Source organism: Streptococcus sp. 116-D4, from assembly GCF_009731465.1.
GTDB classification, from domain to species: domain Bacteria; phylum Bacillota; class Bacilli; order Lactobacillales; family Streptococcaceae; genus Streptococcus; species Streptococcus pseudopneumoniae_E.
The window spans coordinates 1,671,654-1,693,743 of sequence record NZ_AP021887.1; the positions used below are offsets into that span (position 1 = coordinate 1,671,654).

A 22,090-nucleotide genomic window follows, 5' to 3' on the forward strand; every position below is an offset into this window, starting at 1 on the left:
AAGTCTCAGACTAGCCATATATAAAATATTGAATTTCAAAAAAACCTTATATATAACAAGTAATGTTACTACCTTACTATAAACTGAATCAAAAAACATAGGTACTATAATGAATTATGATAGAAATAGCGTAATCGATTTCCTAAGTTCATAGGAATCGCCCCCTTCCTTCATCTTCATTATAGCACCTATACATCAATTGTGCAAATAATATGATATTTTTATTAGTGCTCAGACAAGCATATTATAGAGTGTTTCATTACCATTTAAGTTAATATAGGCTGGGTCAAAACCTTCCATTCGACGGATCATTTCTGCATAATCATGCTTATCTGCCAAAGCAATCCCAATCAATACTGGTCCTGTCCCCTTACTAGCTCGTTTGATATACTCAAAACGAGTGATATCGTCATTTGGCCCCAAGATATCATTTACAAACTCACGCAGAGCACCTGGACGCTGCGGAAAATTGACCACAAAATAATGCTTGATCCCATCATAAATCAAGGCACGCTCTTCCATTTCAGGCATACGGTTGATATCATTATTTCCTCCAGAAATGATACAACAAATAGTTTTCCCCTTGATATATTCAGCTAAAACCTCTAAAGAGGCGATACTAGCTGCTCCAGCAGGTTCTGCGACAATCCCTTGCTTAGAGTAGAGATCAATCAAGGTTTCAGAAATCAATCCCTCATCTACACCTACTAAGGTTTGAACATGTTGACGAGTTGCTTCATAGGTCAACTGACCTACCTTTTGTACAGCAATCCCATCAGCAAATTTGTCAATTTCTTTGAGTTTGACAGGACCGCCAGCTTCAAAAGCAGCCTTCATAGAACGTGCTCCATTAGCCTCTACCCCAATGACTTCAATTTCTGGACTTGTTTCCTTGATATAGGTGGAAACCCCAGCAATAAGACCACCACCTCCAACTGGGACCAAGACAGCATCAAAATCAATTGATTCTTTTCGAGCTTCTTCTAAAATCTCATAAGCAACTGTCCCTTGACCTGCTTGAACATGGGCATCATCAAAGGGATCAATAAAGGTACGATTTTCAGAGACTGTAAATTCTTGAGCTGCTTTTGCTGAGGCATCAAAGGTATCTCCAACTAATTTAATGGTCACGAAGTCCCCTCCAAAAAAGCGAACCTGACCAATCTTTTGTTGTGGGGTAGTAATGGGCATAAAGATAGTAGCAGAAATTTTCATTTCTTTACAAGTATAAGCAACTCCCTGCGCATGATTTCCTGCAGAAGCGCAGACTACTCCACGTTCACGTTCTTCCTTGCTAAGCTGAGAAATGGCATAATAGGCACCACGAATTTTAAAAGAGCGAACACGTTGAGCATTTTCCTTTTTCAAATAAATCTTAGCACCATACTTCTCCGATAAATAATGATCGTAATCCAGTGGAGTATTCACAACCACACCGCTCAAGACCTTATGAGCCTTGATTATATCTTTTGAACTTAACATCTTTTTCTCCTAGACTATTTCAAACTTATCGTAGTCCATCCTCTTAAAAAGGATGAATTGATTATAAAAGCGAGTTAGTCCCCCAACTCGCCTTCACCTTAATTTCTATCAATTAGTTATAGATTTTAAATGCATCATCGTCGTTTTTACCAACGAATGGCATTGCTTTACGCAATTCTGCACCAACTTTTTCAATTTCAAGGTTAGCTGCTTGTTCACGGTAGGCAGTCAATTTTGGACGTCCAGCTTTATAGTCATTTACAAAGTCGTTTGCAAATTTACCATTTTGGATATCCGCAAGAACTGCTTTCATGTTTTCTTTAACTTGTTCAGTGATTACACGTGGTCCTGAAACATAGTCACCATATTCAGCAGTGTTTGAAATTGATTGACGCATTTTCTTAAATCCACCTTCATAGATCAAGTCAACGATCAATTTCATTTCGTGAAGAACTTCAAAGTATGCCAATTCTGGAGCGTAGCCTGCTTCTGTCAATACTTCAAAACCAGCTTCGATAAGGGCAGTCAAACCACCGCAAAGTACAGCTTGTTCACCAAACAAATCTTCTTCAGTTTCTTCTTTGTAAGTTGTTTCAAGAAGACCTACACGCGCTGCTCCAACACCTTTACACCAGTCCATAGCGATGTTTTTAGCATTTCCTGTTGCATCTTGGTATACTGCGTAAAGAGCTGGTACACCAAATCCTTCTTCGTAAGTACGGCGTACCAAGTGTCCTGGTCCTTTAGGAGCACACATAAAGACATCTACATCTGCAGGTACTTTGATGAATTCGAAGTGGATGTTGAAACCGTGAGCAAATCCAACTGCGTTTCCAGCTTCCAAGTTTGGAGCGATTTCTGTTTCGTACAATTCTTGTTGGATTTCGTCTGGTGCCAAAATCATGATAACGTCAGCCAATTTAGTAGCTTCTGCTACTGTGTAAGTGTCAAATCCATCTTCTTTTGCTTTGTCAAAAGATTTACCTGGACGTACACCAATGATGACATCGCGACCTGAATCACGCAAGTTTTGAGCATGCGCATGTCCTTGTGATCCATAACCGATAACGGCGATTTTTTTACCGTCAAGTGCTGCTACTTTAACATCTTTTTCATATTCCATTTGAACTGCCATAGTTTTTTCTCTCTTTTCTATTATTTATTGCCTTTTAGGCTGGATTAACAAATTTAAGTTGAATTTTAATCGCGGGTAAATCCAGTTGCACCCGTTCGAGCAATATTGCGAATACCGTATGGTCGAATGACTCGCAACAGGGCTTCGCTCTTTTCTGCATTTCCTGTCATCTGAATGGTAATCGAGCTTGGCGCTACGTCTACTACCGTTGCACGGAAAGGTTGAATAATGGCTAGAATCTCAGCTCGCTTCTCAGCTGGCGCTGACATCTTAACCAAAATCACCTCGCGCTCCAAATGAGGCTTGTCTGTAATATCACGAATGCGAATCACATCAATCTGACGATTGAGTTGCTTAATGATTTGCTCCACTTCATCATGTGAAGCAACATCAATAATAATAGTGATACGCGATACATTCGGATCTTCTGTTGCTCCAACAGAGATACTTTCGATATTAACCTGACGACGAGATAGGACACCTGTAAAGCGATTGAGGACTCCTGAACGATTTTGTAGTTTTGCTGTTAACATTCTACGCATGGAACTTCACCCCCAACATCTCATGATTACTCTTACCAGCTGGTACCATTGGTAACACCTGTTCCTTACGAGAAATATCTACCTCGATTAGCATAGGAACATCCTCAGTGATGACTTCAAGGTCTTGAGCCAAGGTCTCAGGATTGTCAAACTTATAGTTTTTAATGCCATAAGCTTGTGCCATCAATTGGAAATCAGGAAGGGTGTCAAAGACTGACTCTGATGTTCTACCTTCATAGAAGGATTCCTGCCACTGGCGAACCATTCCAAGTGAGTGATTGTTCAGCATAACCACCTTGATTGGCACCTTGTAAATGTTCAAAATAGCCAATTCCTGGTTAGTCATTTGGAAACCACCATCCCCAACAAATAAGACTACTTCCTTATCTGAGTTAGCAATTTTAGCACCGATTGCTGCTGGAATTCCAAATCCCATGGTTCCCAAACCACCTGAAGTCACTAACTGACGTTCATTTTGGTAGGGATAATACTGAGCTGTCCACATTTGATGTTGTCCTACGTCAGTGACAACAATAGCATCACCATTCGTCAACTCACCGATGCGTTCAATAACAGCTTGCGGCTGAACCACACGTTCTTTCTTATCATAAGAACGAACACGGTTCTTGTCTTTAGTAACCTTTTCAATCCATTTCTCAGTATTGTTGTGAACTGTCGGTTCTGCTAGTAACATTTGTAAGGCTTTTTTCGCATCTCCGACTACAGGAATATCTGCACTGATAATCTTGCCAATCTCAGCTGGATCAATATCAATGTGGGCAACCTTGGCATTTTTAGCAAAGGTCTTAGGATTTCCAGTCAAGCGGTCGTCGAACCGGCAACCAATACTAATCATAAAGTCCGCCTCGGTCATTGCAATGTTGGCTGCAAATGACCCGTGCATTCCTCCCATTCCTAGGAAGAGCGGATGACTCGTTGCAATCGTTCCTTGCCCCAAAAGGCTGGTTACCACTGGAATTTGATAGCGCTCTGCAAATTCATTTAATTCTGCAGCTGCTTCAGCATAACTAACCCCACCACCAACAAGCAAGACTGGTTTTTTAGCCTTGGATAATTGCTTCAAGATTTTCTTGATTTGCATTTCATTTGGTTCAAGAGTCGGCTGATAGCTTGGTAGGTTCACTTCTGGAGAATAAATAAAGTCTGTTTCCAAAGCAGATACGTCTTTAGGTAGGTCAATGACAACTGGGCCTGGACGGCCTGTAGTTGCGATATGGACAGCTTCCATTATGATACGAGGAATATCTGCTGTCTCACGAACTTGGTAATTGTACTTAGTGATTGGCATGGTAATTCCCACGATGTCAGCCTCCTGAAAGGCATCCTTCCCAATCCCTGCTCGCGCCACCTGGCCTGTAAAGACCAAAAGGGGAACACTGTCGCTCATGGCATCCGCAATCCCTGTAATGGCATTTGTTGCTCCCGGTCCGCTAGTGACGACGGCAACACCCAACTTTCCAGTTGATTTGGCATAACCTTCAGCTTCATGCAAACAACCTTGCTCATGGCGACCTAGAATGTGGCGAATGCCTTTAAAATTATATATCGCATCATAAAAAGGCAAGACAGCACCACCAGGATAACCAAAAATGGTATCAATTCCTAAATCATGAAGTGTTTCCAAAACTAGGTCCGACCCCGTCTTAGGAGATTCTAAACTGATTTTCTCCATTATTCCCCTTTCTCTTCACTAAAAAATAACTTGTTACTATCATACCATTTTTTCAAAATTTTTCAAGAGAAAAGAAGAAATTTTCTGAATTTTCTATTTTAACGTTTATTTATGAATGTTATTTTTGTTTTTATAAGTTTTAAAAGGTAATTCACATTTTTTAGCAATTAATTTCATTTATATTGTAAATTTCTTTCGCAAATCACTTTAGCTCCCTTTTGTATGATTTTTTTGTGTGTCCTGCACGTTTGCAGAGTTTATGAAATTTATCGTCACTATACAAAAAAGGAAGCCACTAAGTGACTTCCTTCTAGAGCGAGGACTGATTAGTCTTCACCTTTGTTTTTCTTAATGATTTCTTCTTGTACTGACTTAGGTACATCTTCGTAGTGGTCAAATACCATCATGAATGTACCGCGTCCTTGAGATGCAGAACGAAGAACTGTTGCGTAACCGAACATTTCAGCAAGTGGAACGTAAGCACGAACGATTTGGCTGTTACCGTGTGCTTCCATACCATCTACACGTCCACGACGAGCAGTTACGTGACCCATAACATCACCAAGGTTTTCTTCTGGAACAGTGATAGTTACAAGCATCATTGGCTCAAGGATAGCTGGTTGTGCTGATTTAGCAGCTTCTTTAAGGGCAAGTGAAGCTGCAATCTTGAAGGCAGTTTCAGATGAGTCGACATCGTGGTATGAACCATCGTAAAGCTTAGCTTTAACGTCAACCATTGGGTAACCTGCAAGAACACCGTTAGCCATAGATTCTACCAAACCTTTTTCAACCGCTGGGATAAATTCACGAGGAACCACACCACCGACGATTGCGTTTTCGAATTCGAATCCTTTTCCTTCTTCGTTTGGAGTAAATTCAATCCATACATCACCGAATTGACCTTTACCACCAGATTGACGTTTGAAGAATCCACGTGCTTGAGTAGAAGCGCGGAATGTTTCACGGTAAGATACTTGAGGTGCACCTACGTTCGCTTCAACTTTGAACTCACGACGCATACGGTCAACAAGGACGTCAAGGTGAAGCTCACCCATACCAGAGATAACTGTTTCACCAGTTTCAACGTTTGTTTCAACGCGGAATGTTGGATCTTCTTCAGCCAATTTTTGAAGGGCGATACCCATCTTATCTTGGTCCGCTTTAGATTTTGGCTCAACCATCAATTGGATAACTGGTTCTGGAACGTTGATTGACTCAAGGATGATTTTAGCTTTTTCATCTGTCAATGAGTCACCAGTTGTAGTATCTTTCAAACCAACGGCAGCAGCGATATCACCTGAGTAAACAGTGTCGATTTCTTGACGGCTGTTAGCGTGCATTTGAAGGATACGTCCGATACGTTCACGTTTACCTTTAGAAGTGTTCAATACGTAAGAACCTGATTGAAGAACACCTGAGTAAACACGGAAGAATGTCAAACGACCTACGAATGGATCAGTCATAATCTTGAAGGCAAGAGCTGCAAATGGCTCTTCATCAGATGCTGGACGAGTTTCTTCTTCTTCAGTATCTGGGTTGATACCTTTGATCGCTGGGATATCAAGTGGGCTTGGAAGGTAGTCGATAACCGCATCAAGCATCAATTGAACACCTTTATTCTTGAAGGCAGAACCACACAATACTGGGTAGAATTCAACGTTGATAGTCGCTTTACGGATACCAGCTTTCAATTCTTCGTTAGTGATTTCTTCACCTTCGAGGTATTTCATCATCAATTCTTCGTCAGTTTCAGCAACTGCTTCGATCAATTTTTCACGGTATTCTTGTGCTTGGTCAAGGTAGTCAGCTGGAATGTCTTCTTCAAGGATATCTGTACCAAGGTCGTTAGTATAGATTTCAGCTTTCATCTTGATCAAGTCGATGATTCCACGGAAGTCATCTTCAGCACCGATTGGCAATTGAATTGGGTGTGCGTTTGCTTGAAGACGATCATGAAGTGTGCTTACAGAGTAAAGGAAGTCAGCACCGATTTTATCCATTTTGTTAGCAAATACGATACGTGGAACTCCATACTCAGTTGCTTGACGCCAAACTGTTTCAGTTTGAGGCTCAACACCTGATTGTGAGTCAAGAACGGTAACCGCACCGTCCAATACACGAAGAGAACGTTGTACTTCAATTGTGAAGTCCACGTGTCCTGGTGTGTCGATGATGTTTACGCGGTGGTTGTTCCATTGAGCTGTTGTCGCAGCAGATGTGATAGTGATACCACGCTCTTGCTCTTGCTCCATCCAGTCCATTTGTGACGCACCTTCGTGAGTTTCACCGATTTTGTGGATTTTACCAGTGTAGTAAAGAATACGCTCAGTAGTTGTTGTTTTACCAGCATCGACGTGAGCCATGATACCGATATTACGAGTTTTTTCAAGTGAAAATTCGCGTGCCATGAGGTTTGTTTCTCCTATATTTTTTTATTTCTATTCTATTATAACACGATTTTAATAAAAACGGATAGGCAGGACCTACCCGTTCTCAATGTTTTCATGCTATTGTTGGTTTCAACTTACGAGATGGTAAGTTGAGTTGAACTCGAGCTAAAAGCTCAAGTTAGCTGATTTGAACCCGAGCGAGGCCCGGTGCAAAAAAGATAAACTGCTTTGTGTTCACGGAACACTGCATCAGTTTCCTATTTTTGCCTTGGGCCTTTACCGCTCTTGGTATCATTTTATTACCAACGGAAGTGTGCGAATGCACGGTTAGCTTCAGCCATACGGTGAGTGTCTTCACGTTTCTTAACTGCTGCACCAGTGTTGTTCGCAGCATCCAAGATTTCTTTTGCAAGACGGTCTTGCATTGTGTGTTCACCACGAAGGCGAGCGATTGTTACCAACCAACGAAGTCCAAGTGTTGTACGACGTTCTGGACGAACTTCAACTGGGACTTGGTAGTTAGAACCACCAACACGACGTGCACGTACTTCAAGTACAGGCATGATGTTTTCCATAGCTGTTTCAAATACTTCAAGTGCATCGTTACCAGTAGCTTCTTTGATTTGCTCAAAAGCACCGTAAACGATTGAAGCAGCTGTACCACGTTTACCGTCAAGCATAACGCGGTTGATAAGACGAGTAACTAATTGTGAATTGTAAAGCGGATCTGGCAATACTTCACGTTTTGGAGCTCTATTTTTACGACTCATTTCTCTTTATCCCCTTTCCTTATGCTTTTTTCGGACGTTTAGTACCGTATTTAGAACGACCTTGTTTACGATCGTTAACACCTGCAGTATCAAGTGCACCACGGACGATATGGTAACGTACCCCTGGAAGGTCTTTTACACGTCCACCGCGAAGAAGCACCACGCTGTGCTCTTGCAAGTTGTGTCCGATACCTGGGATGTAGGCAGTAACTTCGATAAGGTTGCTCAAACGTACACGAGCAAATTTACGAAGGGCAGAGTTAGGTTTTTTAGGTGTCATTGTTCCAACACGAGTTGCAACACCACGTTTTTGTGGTGAAGAAACGTTTGTTTGAACTTTTTTATGACTGTTGTAACCAACGTTCAAAGCTGGTGATTTAGATTTTTCTACTTTTGATTTACGCGGTTTGCGAACCAATTGGTTAATTGTAGGCATCTACATTCTCCTGTGTTTTTTTATTTTTGGTGATGATACACTTGGTGACAGCTATCATCTGTGTGTACTTTTGCAACATTTGTCAGCACGTCCCTGTACACTCTTGAGAGACCAAAAGTAAAAAGTACCGTTTATTATTGTAACAAATTTTTCCCTTGCTTGTCAAGATATTTTTCTTTTTTATTCTTAATTTTAGCTCTTTGCTAGTATCTTATACTCAATGAAAATCAAAGACCAAAATAGTAAACTAGCCGCAGGCTACTCAAAGCACTGCTTTGAGGTTGTATATAAGGCTGACAAAGTCAGTCACATATATAATCCAAGGGGAAGCTGACGTGGTTTGAAGAGATTTTCAAAGAGTATTGTACGAAACAAAAATGAGGAAACTAAGCCCCCTCAAATTACAACATTGTTTGATTGAATAATTTCAATTTTAGCACATAATGGTTTTCGAGATATAATAGTATCACAACCAACCAGATTCTTTCGCGATATTAGCTGCCTCTGTTCGATTACCTGCATCTAGTTTCGAAAGAATATTGGTGACATAGTTTCGGACGGTGCCGTTTGAGAGGTAGAGCTTGTCCGCAATTTCTTGGTTAGACAGGCCTTGGGCAACTCCTTGTAAAACAGTGACTTCTTGGTCAGTCAAGGGATTGGGATGGGTCATCATGACTTCCATCAGCTCTGGAGAATACTCCTTGCGTCCCTCTAGTACTGTATGCAGGGTTTGCATGAGCTCAGATATGCTCCGCTCCTTCAAGACATAAGCATCGACTCCTGCTTTGACCGCTCGTTCAAAATAGCCTGGGCGTTTAAAGGTCGTAACGATAACCACCTTGGTTTCAGGCACTTCTTGTTTGATCCACTCGAGCGCTTCTAGTCCTGTCTTGACTGGCATTTCGACGTCAAGGATGGCAATATCTACTGCTTCCTTCTCCAAAACCTCGATAGCCTCGACTCCATTTTTTGCCTGCAAGACAGTCTCCACATCTGGCTGAAAGTTTAAGAGCTGACACATGGCATCTCTAAGCATACTTTGATCTTCTGCGACTAATACTTTCATCTACTTTCTCTCCTTATAAGGCAGATGCACGCGCACCTCTGTTGGTTGTTTCAAACTGACCAGCTCTACTTGACCTGAGAAGGCCGCTGCACGGTCACGGACTGTATGAAGTTCATTTCCTTTTACAGTTGTAAATCCTTTCCCGTCATCTCTAACTGTCAGGACCAACTCCTGATCTGTGCGTTCCAGTTTTAGATAGGCTTTTTCGGCTCTGGCATGCTTGATGATATTGGTCGCTAGTTCTAACAAAATCATAGCGGCTGTCGACTCTACATCTTGGGTCAAACTAGCCTTGTCCAATTGATTCTCAACCTCGACCTCAATCCCAGCAATTTCCAGCATCTTTTTAACAGTCTCGAGCTCTGAAGCTAGGGTCCGTGATTTCAGATTTTCCACAATGGTTCGCACTTCATTCATGGAATCCTTGCTGATCTGGTGAATGTCTTTTAATTCCTTCTCCACCTGTGGATAGGCCTCCATCTGAAATAACTGCAAGGCCAAATCTGTCTTGACACTGAGCATAGCAAAAGTATGTCCCAGACTATCATGCAAATCCTGACCGATACGACTACGTTCATTTTCAGCAAGCAATAGATTTATCTGGGCATTTTGCTTAGCCTGCGCTTCTTTCAAATCCTCCACAATGCGAATCCGAACCAAGCCCAATGTCATCAAATCAACAAAGGTAAGAATCCCAAGCTCAAAGGCTACGAACTCAGCTTCGACTGACTGAAACATCATGAGTTGCCCCACAACAAGAACTTGAGCAAGAAGAAAAGTCCAGACATGAAGTGAACGTAGGCTACGCACTCTAAAATGATAAATCAAGAGATTGGCAAGGAAAAAGAAGAACCAGACATAGTTGCCATTAATGAAGACGGTATTCCCAGCCACATAAGCTAACATGATGAACCAAAAGAGCCAGGATAAGCGCTGACTCTTGGTGGTTAAAACGCCTAAATAAGCCACCACAAATAGAATATCAACTAGTAAATGCCAGCTAGGAATCTCCCCAATCACTGCAGAGAGGATAGGGAAAACCATAAAAATCAAACTGGCCAAAAACATATAGTGTATGCTTTTTAGTCTTTCAAGCATTAAGCATTCTCCTTATGACCTTGAAGGTAGATGGTCAAACCAAACAAAACTGCTGAAAAAACAAGTAGGTAAACTGTGGCTGATAAATTGATGCCCCCCTCATTTAAGAAGGTCTTGATCAATTCCATCAACTGATAGCTTGGTAGGCGCTTCCCGATTGCTTGCATCCAGTCTGGAAATAAAGAGACGGGCATCCAGAGTCCGCCTAAAACAGCCAAGCCAAAGTAAAGAAGATTGCCCACGACAGACATCAGCTGACTGGACGGTAAGAGAGTAAGGGTTAAGCCAAGTGCTACAAAGGCAACACTTCCTACTATCAGCAAGAACGCAGCCCCAATCCAGTTTCCAAGAGACATATCCACACCTCTTACAAAATGCCCAACTGAGAAAACAACCAGAATTGAGACCAAATAATCAACCATCATACTTGTTATCTTTGATAGATAATATTCTACCATATTTACAGGGCTATGACGTAATATTTTCTGCCAGTTGTTGATCTTATCGGTATGTAAAACAACTGGGAATGAAAAGATAGCTGTCGACATCATGGAAAAGGCTGTCATGGAGATGAGGTAATCACGCATAAAATTAGCCGGTCCACCTGGTGTTTCCTGGTACATGCCTGAAAAGAATAAATAGAAGGCTGTCGGCATCCCTATGGATAATAGATAATAGACTAATTGTCGTTTGGTCAATAGAAATTCTATCTTGTTTAGTGCGGTCCATCGTTTCATCTTAGTCATCTCCCTTTTGTGTTTCTTCAAAGATTGTATCTAGCAAGCTACGATTATTGACTTCAATTTCTTGAATCCTACATCCTGCTTGCACTAACAGTTGCCAAAAAGCATCCGCTTCACGTGTAACTACTTGCAAAGCATCTTGTTTTTGTGACCAGTTTTCAACCAAGTTAGACTGCTCAATGACTTCCTTGTATGCTAGAGGAAGGATAAAGTGCTTTTCAATCTCCTCACTGCGCATGGCTAGAGGTGTTGTATCGCGAATCAACTCTCCCTTATTCAAGACCAAGATTCGGTCCGCTGTATGCTCTACCTCTTCGATATAATGGGACGAATAGAGAATGGTGACTCCCTGCGCTTTTAGATCCTGGACAATTTCCCAAAAACGTTGACGAGTTGAGGTATCCATGGCCGCAGTTGGCTCATCCAAAAAGACAAGCTTTGGTCGGCCAATCAAGGTCAAGACAAAAGAGAAGAGACGCTTTTGCCCACCTGACAATTTTTCTGCCAACTGTTCTTTTTGTTGCTTGTCAAACTGCAATAGTTGATCGATCTCCTGGTTGCTCAAGGGATTTGGGTAAATGCTTTGAAAGAAAGCAATCAACTCTTTGACCTTTAATTTCTGAACGATAACATTTTCTTGAGGCAGGTAGCCTCTAATATAGTCTAACTGAGAACTCGTCACTGGCAAGCCTTGGATGGATACTTGACCGCTGGTGACCAGTTTATCTCCAAGCAAACAGTCCAAGAGTGTGGTCTTCCCAGCACCATTGGGACCAATCAAGGCGACGCATTCACCTTCAGCTACCTCAAAGGAAATATCCTTCAAAATAGCTTTACCCTTTATGTCTTTATTTAGGCTTTCTACCTTAATCATGTTCATAATACTCTCCTTTCAGCCATTCTATCCCCATCGGAAAGGCGATAAAAATCATAAATCCTAGTCCCCAGACACCACGGATGAATTGGTGAAGGAAGGCTTGATCAAACCAACCTGTAAACATTTCTACCAACCATACCACTAGTGATAGTCCAATAAAAAGATAAAGAAACGCTTTTTTCATTTTTCAAACTCCTTTTTCACATCTGAGACTAATTTCAAACCTTCTCGGATAAGCCAGGACATCATTCCAAATCCTGCAAATAGCTCCCAAGGAAAATGATAGAAATCTTCATCCAATCCTGAGAACATGAGATAAGTCATGACTCCTGCTGCTACTAAACTCATCGCGACAATTACTTTATGTTTCATTTTTTCTTCCTCCACTTGATACATCTAGTATAATTCTTTGAAGCTAGAATCACTAGAAGCTTCTGTCATGAGGAGATATGACAAATGTCATAAAAAGTTCAGTCAGCTACCAACTCAAAAACTCATTGCAAACCAAAAAGATCGGGAATCTTTTCCCGACCTCTTTTGTTTTCTATTTCATTCTTATTCCACACTAAAAAGATATGGATACACTGGTTGTTGACCTTGGTGGATTTCTACTTCAACATCTTCGAATTCTTCTGCGATTTCTTGGGCAATTTGGTTAGCCAATTCTTCACTTCCATCTTCACCGATATAGAAGGTTACGATTTCACTGTCTTCGTCCAACATATGTTTCAAGGTTTCAGTCAGAGTTTGGTGCATATCAGGGTTTGATACGAGGATCTTCCCATCTACCATACCCAGATTATCGTTTTCATGGATTTCTAAACCATCAATAGTCGTGTCACGCACAGCTGTTGTGACGCTTCCGCTAACAACATCGCCAAGGGCTGCAGTCATGCGTTCTTGGTTTTCTTCGATAGACTTGCTTGGGTCAAATGCTAGAAGGCTAGTCAATCCTTGAGGAATTGTACGAGCTTCTACTACAACAGCTGGTTGTTCCAATACTTCAGCTGCAGATTGAGCTGCCATGAAGATGTTTTTGTTGTTTGGCAAGAAGATGATGTTACGAGCATTCACTTTCTCAACAGCTTTGACAAAGTCTTCTGTCGAAGGGTTCATGGTTTGTCCACCCTCGATAACATAATCCACGCCTTGAGAACGGAAGATATCTGCTAGACCTTTACCAGCAACGACAGCAATCAAAGCATATTCTTTTTCTTCAGCTGGCTCGCTAACTTGAGCGGCTTCTTTTTCAACCTGTGCTTCGTGTTGGTTCCGCATATTGTCAACTTTTACCTTGACCAAGCTACCATATTTGAGACCTTCTTGCATAACAAGTCCTGGATCTTCTGTATGGACGTGGACTTTGACGATTTCATCATCATTGACAACAAGGAGAGAGTCCCCGAGTTCATTCAAATAGTTACGAAATTCTTCGTAGTCAAAATCTTTGGCATAGGTTGGGCCTTGTTTAAGAGCAACCATGATCTCCGTACAGTAACCAAAGGTGATGTCTTCTGTTGCCACATGTCCTGCTACAGACTTATGATGTTCTGCATTGATCATTTCACTCATATTGGCTGGAGTCGCTACAAAGTCCTCAGATGCAATATATTCGCCAGTAAGGGCTGAAAGGAAACCTTCGTAGATGAAGACCAGTCCTTGACCACCTGAGTCCACAACGCCAACTTCTTTCAATACTGGAAGCATGTCTGGCGTTTTAGCTAGAGCTGTTTTAGCACCTTCCAAGGCTGCGCGCATGACTTCAACAGCGTCATCTGTTTGCTCAGCTTTTTTCTTAGCACCGATAGCAGCTCCACGAGAAACTGTCAAAATCGTTCCTTCAACAGGTTTCATTACAGCCTTATAGGCAACTTCCACACCTGATTGGAAGGCAAGAGCCAAGTCTTGACCTGTTAACTCATCTTTATCATTGATAGCTTGTGAAAATCCACGGAAAAGCTGAGACGTAATAACTCCTGAGTTCCCGCGCGCACCCATCAAAAGACCTTTGGCAAGAATACTCGCTACCTCTCCAACTGTAGAAGCTGGCTTGTCTGCAACTTCTTTAGCACCATTTTCAATCGTCATTCCCATATTTGTCCCAGTATCTCCATCTGGAACTGGAAAGACGTTTAATGAATTGACATATTCAGCTTGCTTATTCAAGCGAGTTGATGCAGCCTGCACCATTTCTTGAAATAAGCTAGTAGTAATTTTTGACACGGTTATTCTCCTACAACTTTGATATTTTGAATGTAGACATTTACAGTCTGAGCAGTAATTCCAAGCTGGTTTTCCAAGCTAAAACGAACACGCTCTTGAATGTTTTTTGACACTTCGCTAATCTTTGTTCCGTAGCTCAACACGGTATATACATCAACTGCAATGTTGCCATCTTCGGCCGCTTTTACGACGACACCTTTAGAATAATTTTCTTTACCTAGAAGAGCTTGGAAATTATCTTTGAGGGCATTTTTACTAGCCATACCGACTACTCCAAAAATCTCAGTTGCTGCTCCACCTACGACGGTTGCAATCACTTCATCTGTTAGTTCGACTTGACCATCTTTTGTATTAATTTTTACAGTCATCCTTTTTACCTCAACTAGTTGATACTCTATTTTATCATATTTCAGCCCAAGTGTAAAAGCAGAATACTGTATCAGCGGATATTTACTCCATTTTTCAAATGATTTTATACCTACAACAAAAGAAAAAAGACCCTAAGGTCTCCTTACTTTTATTATTAAACGCGTTCAACTTTACCTGATTTCAAAGCACGAGCTGAAGCCCAAACTTTTTTAGGTTTACCATCGATAAGAACAGTAACTTTTTGAAGGTTTGGTTTTACGGCACGTTTTGTTTGGTTCATCGCGTGTGAACGGTTGTTTCCTGATACAGTCTTACGACCTGTAAAGTAACATACTTTAGCCATTTGTGTTTTCCTCCTATTAGATCTAATATAGCGGATGTGCTAGCACCACATACCGTACTATGTTATCACACTTTCTCTTTTTTTGCAAGGGGATTGGAAGATTTTTTTATTTGACGTAAACGACTTCTAATTTCCCAAAAACAACGTCTCCACGGATAATCAAGGTTTTGCTGGTTGGAGCTGTCGCCACTTCGACCTGCGGATTGCTAAACACTGATTCTACCCTAAGATCCACTTTCCAATGTTGAGGGATATAAATTGTTGCGCTTCCAAAAACTACATCCACACTTAAGATTGCTACATCACCTAGAATATTTGCATTATCATAGTAAATCTTAGCATCTCCAAAAACTGCTTCCACTTGGTCTTCTACCAAGTCTTGGTCTTGATTATAAAAAGTCCCACTACCAAAAATGATTTCCTTATCAGTAGAAACTTTTTTCTCTCTATTGCTCCACAATGTCTTTCCACTCCAAGTCTTATTCGAGTGAGTCAGCATGTTTACTCCGAGAACAATTAGAACTCCTGCCCAGAACAATGACTGATTAGGAATCGGTAAAATGTCATAAAAATGGTTAGCAATCATGAGGGCCACTAGAGCTGTAAAAGAGGCTGATGTCAGATGACGACGCAACAAAGCTCCAACTGATTGGTAGGCAAAAAATCCAATACCAATCAAAGGCCAAATGTACCCTCCCAGAGAAGGGATTCCAAAATTCCCCTGCAACAATACTAAAGCTGCCAATACTAGCAACACAATACCAAATGCTTTCTTTTTCATGTTCTTACCTCATGTTTCTTAGATTTTCTTTTAGGAGGGATTGATAGTGCCGTGACACGTGAACCTCCTTGTGGGTCTGATAAAAGGAAATAGTTCCTGTACCTGAAAAGGACTTGTCAACCGAGTAAACTTGCCGAATATTAGCAATGGTCGACTTGGATACTCGACTGAAATAGCGGGGCAGGATAGACTCTAGTTCATAGAGCTTGAGTCTCACCTCGTAGGCCTCTTTCTGGGTATGGGCGTAAATCTTGCTACCTTCCGTCTCAAAGAAGAGGATTTCTGCCAAGTCTAAGTAATACTCACCCGTCCCCTTATAAAAGATCAACCTAGGAGCCTTGGTTTCTTGCAAGAGTCGTTGCAAGTCAGCTATCTCATCTGTCAGGGCTGCAGCCTTGATGACAATCTCTGTCTCAGTTAATTCACTATCAATCTCGATTCGTAACTTCATCCTATCTCCTTTCTGCATCTACTATACCAAAGGCCAGAAGACTTTACAAGGGCAAAAAAGCAAGTGGTTACTTTTGACCCGTAAGTGGTTACCAGGCCAAGCCCACTTGCTTTGCTTTTTAGAAAATAAAGAAAAGAATTCCCAAGAGGAGACCACAGACGTAGCCGACTAAAACATCCTTGGGATAATGAACACCCCCTAAAACTCGAACAAGACCGAGAATAGCTGATAAGACCAACAAAACCAACCCCACAGGAAGATTTGCATGCAGGCAAGCCATGGAAATAATGGTTGCCGAAAAGACATGGCGGCTGGGCATTGAATTCCCAGAGCTGTCTTTATCTAGTAGCGGGACAATTTCCCAAGTTTCATAGGGACGCGGTTGATTGATCCACTTACGAACAAGCGTCAATAGGACAAAGCCAAAAGCTGGCACTAAAATATAAGAAGAAAGTTCTTTCCCAACCCCTTTACTTACAAAGTTTGTTCCCAACAGGGTCAAGTAAGCTAAGGGCATCAGAACTGTCATCATACGATTAAAGACTCGCATCAAGTGTAATAGTTGTGGATGTCGAAGAAGACTTGATTTCCTCTTCTCGTACCACTCTTGATAGTTTTTCATTTCTATTTCTCATACTTTTCTAGGACCTGCTGGGCTGTTTTCCCCTTGGCAAGCCAGTCTACTAATTTGTCCAGACGACGGATTTCCCGCATCAGAGGATCCTCAATTTCCTCAATACGAACCCCACAAATCGTTCCTGTAATCGCTATCCGTTCAGAAGCATAAGACGGCGCCTGTCGAAAAAAGTCTCCATAAGTAAGGTCTTTACTCAGACAAGCAAGGATGTCACTCATTTCATAACCTGTAAGCCAACTGGTCACTTGGTGAACGGATTCTGCCCTTCCCCCCTTTCGCTCAACCTTTGTAATTAAGGCTGGATAGACCGCAGAAAATTTCATATTGTATAATTTTTGACTCATACTCTCCTCTTTCTATTATACCAGTATAAAGAAGAAAAAGAAGGCCGTCAAGCCTTCTTTTGATTTATTCTTCTGCTTGGTCTTCTGTAAATTGACTATTGTAGAGGTCTGCATAGAAACCACCCTGAGCCATCAGCTCTTCATGATTGCCTTGCTCGATGATATTTCCATCTTTCATAACCAGAATCAAATCAGCATTGCGGATCGTTGACAAGCGGTGGGCGATAACAAAGGATGTGCGTCCCTCCATCAAACGGTCCATAGCCTTTTGAATCAACTCCTCCGTACGAGTATCAACTGAGGATGTTGCTTCGTCCAGAATCAAGAGCGGAGCATCTTTGAGCAGAGCACGAGCAATGGTCAAGAGTTGTTTCTGTCCGACTGACAAGGTCACTGTATCATCTAAAACTGTATCGTATCCATCAGGTAAGGTTGTGATGAAGTGATGGATTCCTACTGCTTTGGCAGCTTCAATCACTTCATCACTGATACCTGTTTGATTGTAGACGAGATTGTCACGAATGGTTCCTTCAAAGAGCCAGGTATCCTGCAAGACCATTGAAAAGGCATCGTGTACTTCTGAGCGCTTCATAGCCTTGGTATCCACACCATCAATGCGAATACTTCCCTTATCAATCTCATAGAATTTCATCAAGAGGTTAACAATGGTCGTCTTCCCAGCACCAGTCGGTCCAACAATCGCGACCTTTTGGCCTGCATGAGCTGTCGCAGAAAAGTCATGAATGATTGTTCGCTCCGGTGTGTAGCCAAATGAAACTCTGTCAAAGACTACTTCACCCTTCGTGTTGGTCAATTGTCTTTCCTTATGAGATTCATCTTCCATTTCCTCTTCACCTAGAAATTCGAAGACACGAGTCATGGCTGCGCTAGCTTGTTGTAAGCTGGTAATTCCTTGGGCAATCTGTGATAAGGGTTGCGAGAAGGTTCGAACATAAACCATGAAGGCTACAATAATCCCGATACTGATATGCCCTTCAAGAGCCAAGGCAGCACCGACGATAATGACTAGAACATAACTAAAGTTGCCTACAAATATCATGGCTGGCATCATAATTCCAGAGACAAACTGAGATTTCCAGATGCTATCATGTAGATTCTGATTCAAGCCTGCAAATGTTTCTTTTGCTGGTTCCACAGCATTATAGCTGGTCACCACATTGTGGCCAGAGTACATTTCTTCCACATAGCCATTTACAGCTGCTAGGTTGTTTTGTTGAGCTTTAAAGTAGCCTTGAGATTTAGCCATAATCACTGAGACCGCTGCAAATCCAACAAGAGTTGAAACAACGGTTACCAGTGCCAAAATCCAGTTCATACCAAACATGGTAATCAAAACAGCAATCAGCAAGAAGCTAGCTGAAATCACTGTTCCCAAACTTTGGTTGAGAGATTGAGCGGCTGTATCAACATCATTCGTTACACGAGAAAGGGTGTCCCCTTGAGAATGACGGTCAAAATAAGCAAGTGGCAAGCGATTGATTTTCTCAGCAATAGCTGTCCGCAAACGTTTTGAGAAATGTTGGATACTGGTTGAAAAAATGTAGGCTTGCGTATAGTTCAGGATAATCCCAAGCACATAGAGAATAACCAAAAAACTAGCAATACTTGAGACAGCTTCTAGGTCAATCTCTGTCATTAACCCATCTGAAATCAAATTGGTAATTTCTTTGATCTTAGTTGGTCCATAAACCGTGATAATACTTGAACAGATAGCCGCCACAACTGCGACTAGTAGAGGAAGTTGGAGACCTGCTAGAAAAGGTCTACACTGTTTCCATAAGGACATTTTCTTATTTTCCATGTTCCAATTCCTCCTTCGATAGTTGTGAATAAGCAATTTCTTGGTAAACTTCATTGTTTGCAAGAAGTTCCTTGTGGGTGCCTTGTCCCACGACTTTACCTTGATCCAAGACTAAGATCAGGTCTGCATCCATAATGGTTGAAATGCGTTGGGCAACGATCAACTTGGTCATGGATTGTGTTTTTTCAGCTAATACTTGACGCAAGATACGATCGGTCTTGTAGTCCAAGGCTGAGAATGAATCATCAAAAATGAGAATCTCTGGTTTACGAGCCAAGGCGCGTGCAATGGCCAGACGTTGTCTTTGTCCACCTGAGAAATTGGTCCCACCTTGAGCTACTTCTGAAGCTATACCCGCTTCCTTATCTTCGATAAAGTTTTTAGATTGAGCCAATTCCAGAGCTTGCCACATGGCCGTCTCACTTAGTGGCGTTTCTTGACTCTTACCAAAGTCGAGATTGCCCTTAACATCTCCAGAAAAGAGCACAGCTTTTTGAGGGATATAACCAACTTTATTACGCAAATCTTCTAAGTCATAATTCTGAACATTGACGCCGTCTACTAGAATTTCTCCCTCTGACACATCATAAAAACGGGGTAAGAGGTTCACAAGCGTCGATTTACCAGAACCAGTTGATCCGATAAAGGCAATGGTTTGACCTGCTTCTGCCTTGAAGCTGACATGTTCCACAACTGCTTCTGAGTGTTTAGAGTAGCGGAAGGTTACGTCGCGGTATTCCACTTGACCTTTTACAGAAGAGTTTGCTGTCTGTGGGTGACTAGGATTTTCAATAGAGGAATGAAGGTCTAGCACTTGATTGATACGCCCTGCAGAAACCAAGGTACGAGGAAGAACGATAAAGAGAGCACCCATGAGCAAGAAGCCCATTACGACTTGCATAGCATAGGACATAAAGACTACCATATCACTAAATAGTGGTAGACGCTCTGTCAAACTAGCATCGTTGATGAGATAGGCCCCAATCCAATAAATAGCCAAGATCAACCCACTGGAAATTGCCATCATAATAGGATTCATAATGGCCATCAAACGGTTGACAAAGAGATTAAGTCGCGTCACCTCATCATTAGCTTCTTCAAATTTCTTATCTTGGTAATCCTCAGCATTGTATGCACGAACTACTCGAATCCCAGTCAAACTTTCACGGGTGATGCTATTGAGTTTATCTGTCAATTTTTGGATGACAGATTGTTTAGGAAAGGCCAGAGTCATGAGAACAGTTGTCATCAAAACATTGACGATAACGGCCACCACTACTGCCCAGATCCAGTATTCTGACTTGCCAAGGATTTTTCCAATAGCCCAAAGCGCCATGATTGGTCCGCGAGTGACTACCTGAAGTCCCATCGTAAAGAGCATCTGAATCTGTGTGATATCATTAGTCGTCCGAGTCAATAGACTGGGAATTGAAAAACGTTTAATTTCTTTCTGGGAGTAATCCAAAACACGATTAAAAATATCGCTTCGTAGATGAGCCGTATAGGATGCTGCAACTCGAGCAGCAAAAAATCCAACTGTTACAGATGATAGGAAGGCTAAGAATGACAAACCCATCATCTTAGTTGCTGGCGACCAAAGGTCTCCTAACTCCGTACCTGGCGTTACGAGTAATTCTGTTATTTTTGAAACGTAAGTCGGTACTTCTAACTCTAGATAGACCGAGCAACAGGTAAAGAGAACAGTTATTAGAATCATGCCCCACTCTTTTCCTGTGATACGCTTAGCAAGTTTCTTCATTCTTACCTCCTATTTTTTCTACATTTGCTTGTAGTTGACCCATGACTTCTTCAAAAATAGCGAGATTCTCTTCGGAAATGCCATCAAGCAAACTACGGTTCATTCGATCAAAGAATGATTTGATTTGTTTCATCTGAGAACGTGATTTTTCGGTCAAATGAACAAATTTCGCCCGTTTATCACTTGGACTCACTTCCAACTCTACCAAACCATTTTGCACCATACGCTTGACCAAATTACTAGCAACTGACTTGGTAATATTGAATTCTTGTTCAATATCCTTGATGAGTGTTAATTCTTGTTCATGCTCACGACGTTCTAAAAAACGAATGACCTGCCCTTGCGGTCCCCCCATAAATTCAATACCACAACGCTTGGCTTCCTTTTGTACCATCAGATGTAACTGGTGACCAAAACGTTTAAAGACCAACATCGGTTTATCCATGCTTTCTCCCTTCTAAGTGAAAATAGTTCTCTTGAGAACAATTAAGTTTCCATGAGAACTATTTTATCATTTTCAGAAAAGATGTCAAGAAAAAAGTTTCTATGAGAACTATCTTGGTATAAATTGACATCAGCTCTTATTATATCTACAATAAACACTATCTCACACGAACACAAATCCAGTTTACTAGAAATGAGTCATTCACAAACGAAGCAAGAAGAACAGAAAAACTTAGGAATCCTTGCCATCATCTTTGGAACTCTGGCACTTCTTGGTTCTTGGATACCTATTGTAAACATCCTATCATTTTTCCTTGCCATTGCCTCTTTGTTTTTAGGAATTTTTGGCATTGTCCTCAATCTCAGAAACCGTAAAACATTGGCTATTATTGGAGCAACCTTAGGTGTTATTTCCATTGTCATTGTTTTGATAATCTACTAATATCTTTACTGACCTTGCCAGAACCTTTATTCACCCCTATAGAAAGATCACTTTTTCAACTAATGCTGGGGACTATGAACTGCCTGATAGCAGTACAGCTGAGGAAGATGACGAAGAGGATACCGGATTCTTCACTTGGGGTCAGGAACAGTTGAATACCTTGGTAAAAGAGGACACTTCTGATGGCGGGAAGGGAGGCAGCAACTACAAAGATAGTATCAGGAAACACGGAATCCCAGATTC

24 protein-coding genes are annotated in these 22,090 nt (G+C 41.5%); 1 reads left to right on the forward strand and 23 read right to left on the reverse strand.

Annotation, left to right across the window (positions count from 1 at the left end; translation table 11 throughout):
* Positions 1 to 231: 231 nt before the first annotated feature.
* From ilvA to UKS_RS08480, 23 genes are all read right to left on the reverse strand, one after another.
* Positions 232 to 1,482, reverse strand: a complete 1,251-nt coding sequence (gene ilvA / locus UKS_RS08365) for a threonine ammonia-lyase IlvA (protein WP_156012692.1) — start codon at positions 1,480 to 1,482, stop codon at positions 232 to 234.
* 112 nt (positions 1,483 to 1,594) lie between these two features.
* Positions 1,595 to 2,617 carry a ketol-acid reductoisomerase gene (ilvC, locus tag UKS_RS08370; protein ID WP_049497243.1) on the reverse strand — a complete coding sequence of 341 codons (1,023 nt, stop codon included), beginning with the start codon at positions 2,615 to 2,617 and terminating at the stop codon, positions 1,595 to 1,597.
* Between the two features lie 65 nt (positions 2,618 to 2,682).
* Entirely contained in the window at positions 2,683 to 3,159 is a 477-nt protein-coding gene (gene ilvN / locus UKS_RS08375) for an acetolactate synthase small subunit (RefSeq protein ID WP_001253803.1), read from the reverse strand.
* Positions 3,152 to 4,852 carry an acetolactate synthase large subunit gene (locus UKS_RS08380; RefSeq protein ID WP_156012694.1) on the reverse strand — a complete coding sequence of 567 codons (1,701 nt, stop codon included), beginning with the start codon at positions 4,850 to 4,852 and terminating at the stop codon, positions 3,152 to 3,154. The genes ilvN and UKS_RS08380 overlap by 8 nt, the downstream gene beginning before the upstream one ends.
* Before the next feature lie 326 nt (positions 4,853 to 5,178).
* On the reverse strand, positions 5,179 to 7,260 hold the full coding sequence (gene fusA, locus UKS_RS08385) for an elongation factor G (protein WP_049497248.1): 2,082 nt from the start codon (positions 7,258 to 7,260) through the stop codon (positions 5,179 to 5,181).
* Between the two features lie 281 nt (positions 7,261 to 7,541).
* On the reverse strand, positions 7,542 to 8,012 hold the full coding sequence (gene rpsG, locus UKS_RS08390; RefSeq protein ID WP_004250722.1) for a 30S ribosomal protein S7: 471 nt from the start codon (positions 8,010 to 8,012) through the stop codon (positions 7,542 to 7,544).
* A 19-nt stretch (positions 8,013 to 8,031) separates the two neighbouring features.
* A complete protein-coding gene (gene rpsL, locus UKS_RS08395) occupies positions 8,032 to 8,448 on the reverse strand; it encodes a 30S ribosomal protein S12 (RefSeq protein WP_001142333.1) in 417 nt (138 codons plus the stop codon).
* 466 nt (positions 8,449 to 8,914) lie between these two features.
* Positions 8,915 to 9,514, reverse strand: a complete 600-nt coding sequence (locus UKS_RS08405; protein WP_156012696.1) for a response regulator transcription factor — start codon at positions 9,512 to 9,514, stop codon at positions 8,915 to 8,917.
* Positions 9,515 to 10,612, reverse strand: a complete 1,098-nt coding sequence (locus UKS_RS08410) for a sensor histidine kinase (protein WP_156012698.1) — start codon at positions 10,610 to 10,612, stop codon at positions 9,515 to 9,517.
* Positions 10,612 to 11,349, reverse strand: coding sequence for an ABC transporter permease (locus tag UKS_RS08415; RefSeq protein WP_156012700.1), 738 nt, complete (start codon positions 11,347 to 11,349; stop codon positions 10,612 to 10,614). The genes UKS_RS08410 and UKS_RS08415 overlap by 1 nt, the downstream gene beginning before the upstream one ends.
* A 1-nt stretch (position 11,350) precedes the next feature.
* Positions 11,351 to 12,235 (reverse strand): ABC transporter ATP-binding protein, encoded by an 885-nt coding sequence (locus UKS_RS08420; RefSeq protein WP_156012701.1) that lies wholly within the window; start codon positions 12,233 to 12,235, stop codon positions 11,351 to 11,353.
* Entirely contained in the window at positions 12,222 to 12,416 is a 195-nt protein-coding gene (locus UKS_RS08425; protein WP_156012703.1) for a hypothetical protein, read from the reverse strand. The genes UKS_RS08420 and UKS_RS08425 overlap by 14 nt, the downstream gene beginning before the upstream one ends.
* Positions 12,413 to 12,604 (reverse strand): hypothetical protein, encoded by a 192-nt coding sequence (locus UKS_RS08430; RefSeq protein ID WP_012972435.1) that lies wholly within the window; start codon positions 12,602 to 12,604, stop codon positions 12,413 to 12,415. Before UKS_RS08430 ends, UKS_RS08425 begins: the two co-directional genes overlap by 4 nt.
* A 183-nt stretch (positions 12,605 to 12,787) precedes the next feature.
* Positions 12,788 to 14,455, reverse strand: a complete 1,668-nt coding sequence (locus UKS_RS08435) for a DAK2 domain-containing protein (RefSeq protein WP_156012705.1) — start codon at positions 14,453 to 14,455, stop codon at positions 12,788 to 12,790.
* A gap of 2 nt (positions 14,456 to 14,457) precedes the next feature.
* Positions 14,458 to 14,823: an Asp23/Gls24 family envelope stress response protein gene (locus UKS_RS08440; protein WP_156012707.1), complete on the reverse strand. Its 366-nt coding sequence runs from the start codon at positions 14,821 to 14,823 to the stop codon at positions 14,458 to 14,460.
* Positions 14,824 to 14,978: 155 nt separating this feature from the next.
* Complete coding sequence (rpmB, locus tag UKS_RS08445) at positions 14,979 to 15,167, reverse strand: 50S ribosomal protein L28 (protein WP_001140948.1); 189 nt, start codon at positions 15,165 to 15,167, stop codon at positions 14,979 to 14,981.
* A 106-nt stretch (positions 15,168 to 15,273) separates the two neighbouring features.
* Positions 15,274 to 15,948, reverse strand: a complete 675-nt coding sequence (locus UKS_RS08450) for a LiaF transmembrane domain-containing protein (protein ID WP_156012709.1) — start codon at positions 15,946 to 15,948, stop codon at positions 15,274 to 15,276.
* Between the two features lie 4 nt (positions 15,949 to 15,952).
* Positions 15,953 to 16,399, reverse strand: a complete 447-nt coding sequence (locus UKS_RS08455; protein ID WP_004250544.1) for a LytTR family DNA-binding domain-containing protein — start codon at positions 16,397 to 16,399, stop codon at positions 15,953 to 15,955.
* A gap of 118 nt (positions 16,400 to 16,517) precedes the next feature.
* Entirely contained in the window at positions 16,518 to 17,021 is a 504-nt protein-coding gene (locus UKS_RS08460; protein WP_156012711.1) for a phosphatase PAP2 family protein, read from the reverse strand.
* Positions 17,022 to 17,023: 2 nt separating this feature from the next.
* Complete coding sequence (locus UKS_RS08465) at positions 17,024 to 17,380, reverse strand: DUF2200 domain-containing protein (protein ID WP_156012713.1); 357 nt, start codon at positions 17,378 to 17,380, stop codon at positions 17,024 to 17,026.
* Positions 17,381 to 17,444: 64 nt separating this feature from the next.
* Positions 17,445 to 19,202 carry an ABC transporter ATP-binding protein gene (locus tag UKS_RS08470; protein WP_156012715.1) on the reverse strand — a complete coding sequence of 586 codons (1,758 nt, stop codon included), beginning with the start codon at positions 19,200 to 19,202 and terminating at the stop codon, positions 17,445 to 17,447.
* Positions 19,192 to 20,961 carry an ABC transporter ATP-binding protein gene (locus UKS_RS08475; RefSeq protein WP_156012717.1) on the reverse strand — a complete coding sequence of 590 codons (1,770 nt, stop codon included), beginning with the start codon at positions 20,959 to 20,961 and terminating at the stop codon, positions 19,192 to 19,194. The genes UKS_RS08470 and UKS_RS08475 overlap by 11 nt, the downstream gene beginning before the upstream one ends.
* Positions 20,945 to 21,406, reverse strand: a complete 462-nt coding sequence (locus UKS_RS08480) for a MarR family winged helix-turn-helix transcriptional regulator (protein ID WP_156012719.1) — start codon at positions 21,404 to 21,406, stop codon at positions 20,945 to 20,947. Before UKS_RS08480 ends, UKS_RS08475 begins: the two co-directional genes overlap by 17 nt.
* 192 nt (positions 21,407 to 21,598) lie before the next feature.
* On the opposite strand from UKS_RS08480, the gene UKS_RS09970 reads away from it, so the two are divergent.
* Positions 21,599 to 21,847 carry a hypothetical protein gene (locus UKS_RS09970; RefSeq protein WP_332066846.1) on the forward strand — a complete coding sequence of 83 codons (249 nt, stop codon included), beginning with the start codon at positions 21,599 to 21,601 and terminating at the stop codon, positions 21,845 to 21,847.
* Positions 21,848 to 22,090: the final 243 nt, after the last annotated feature.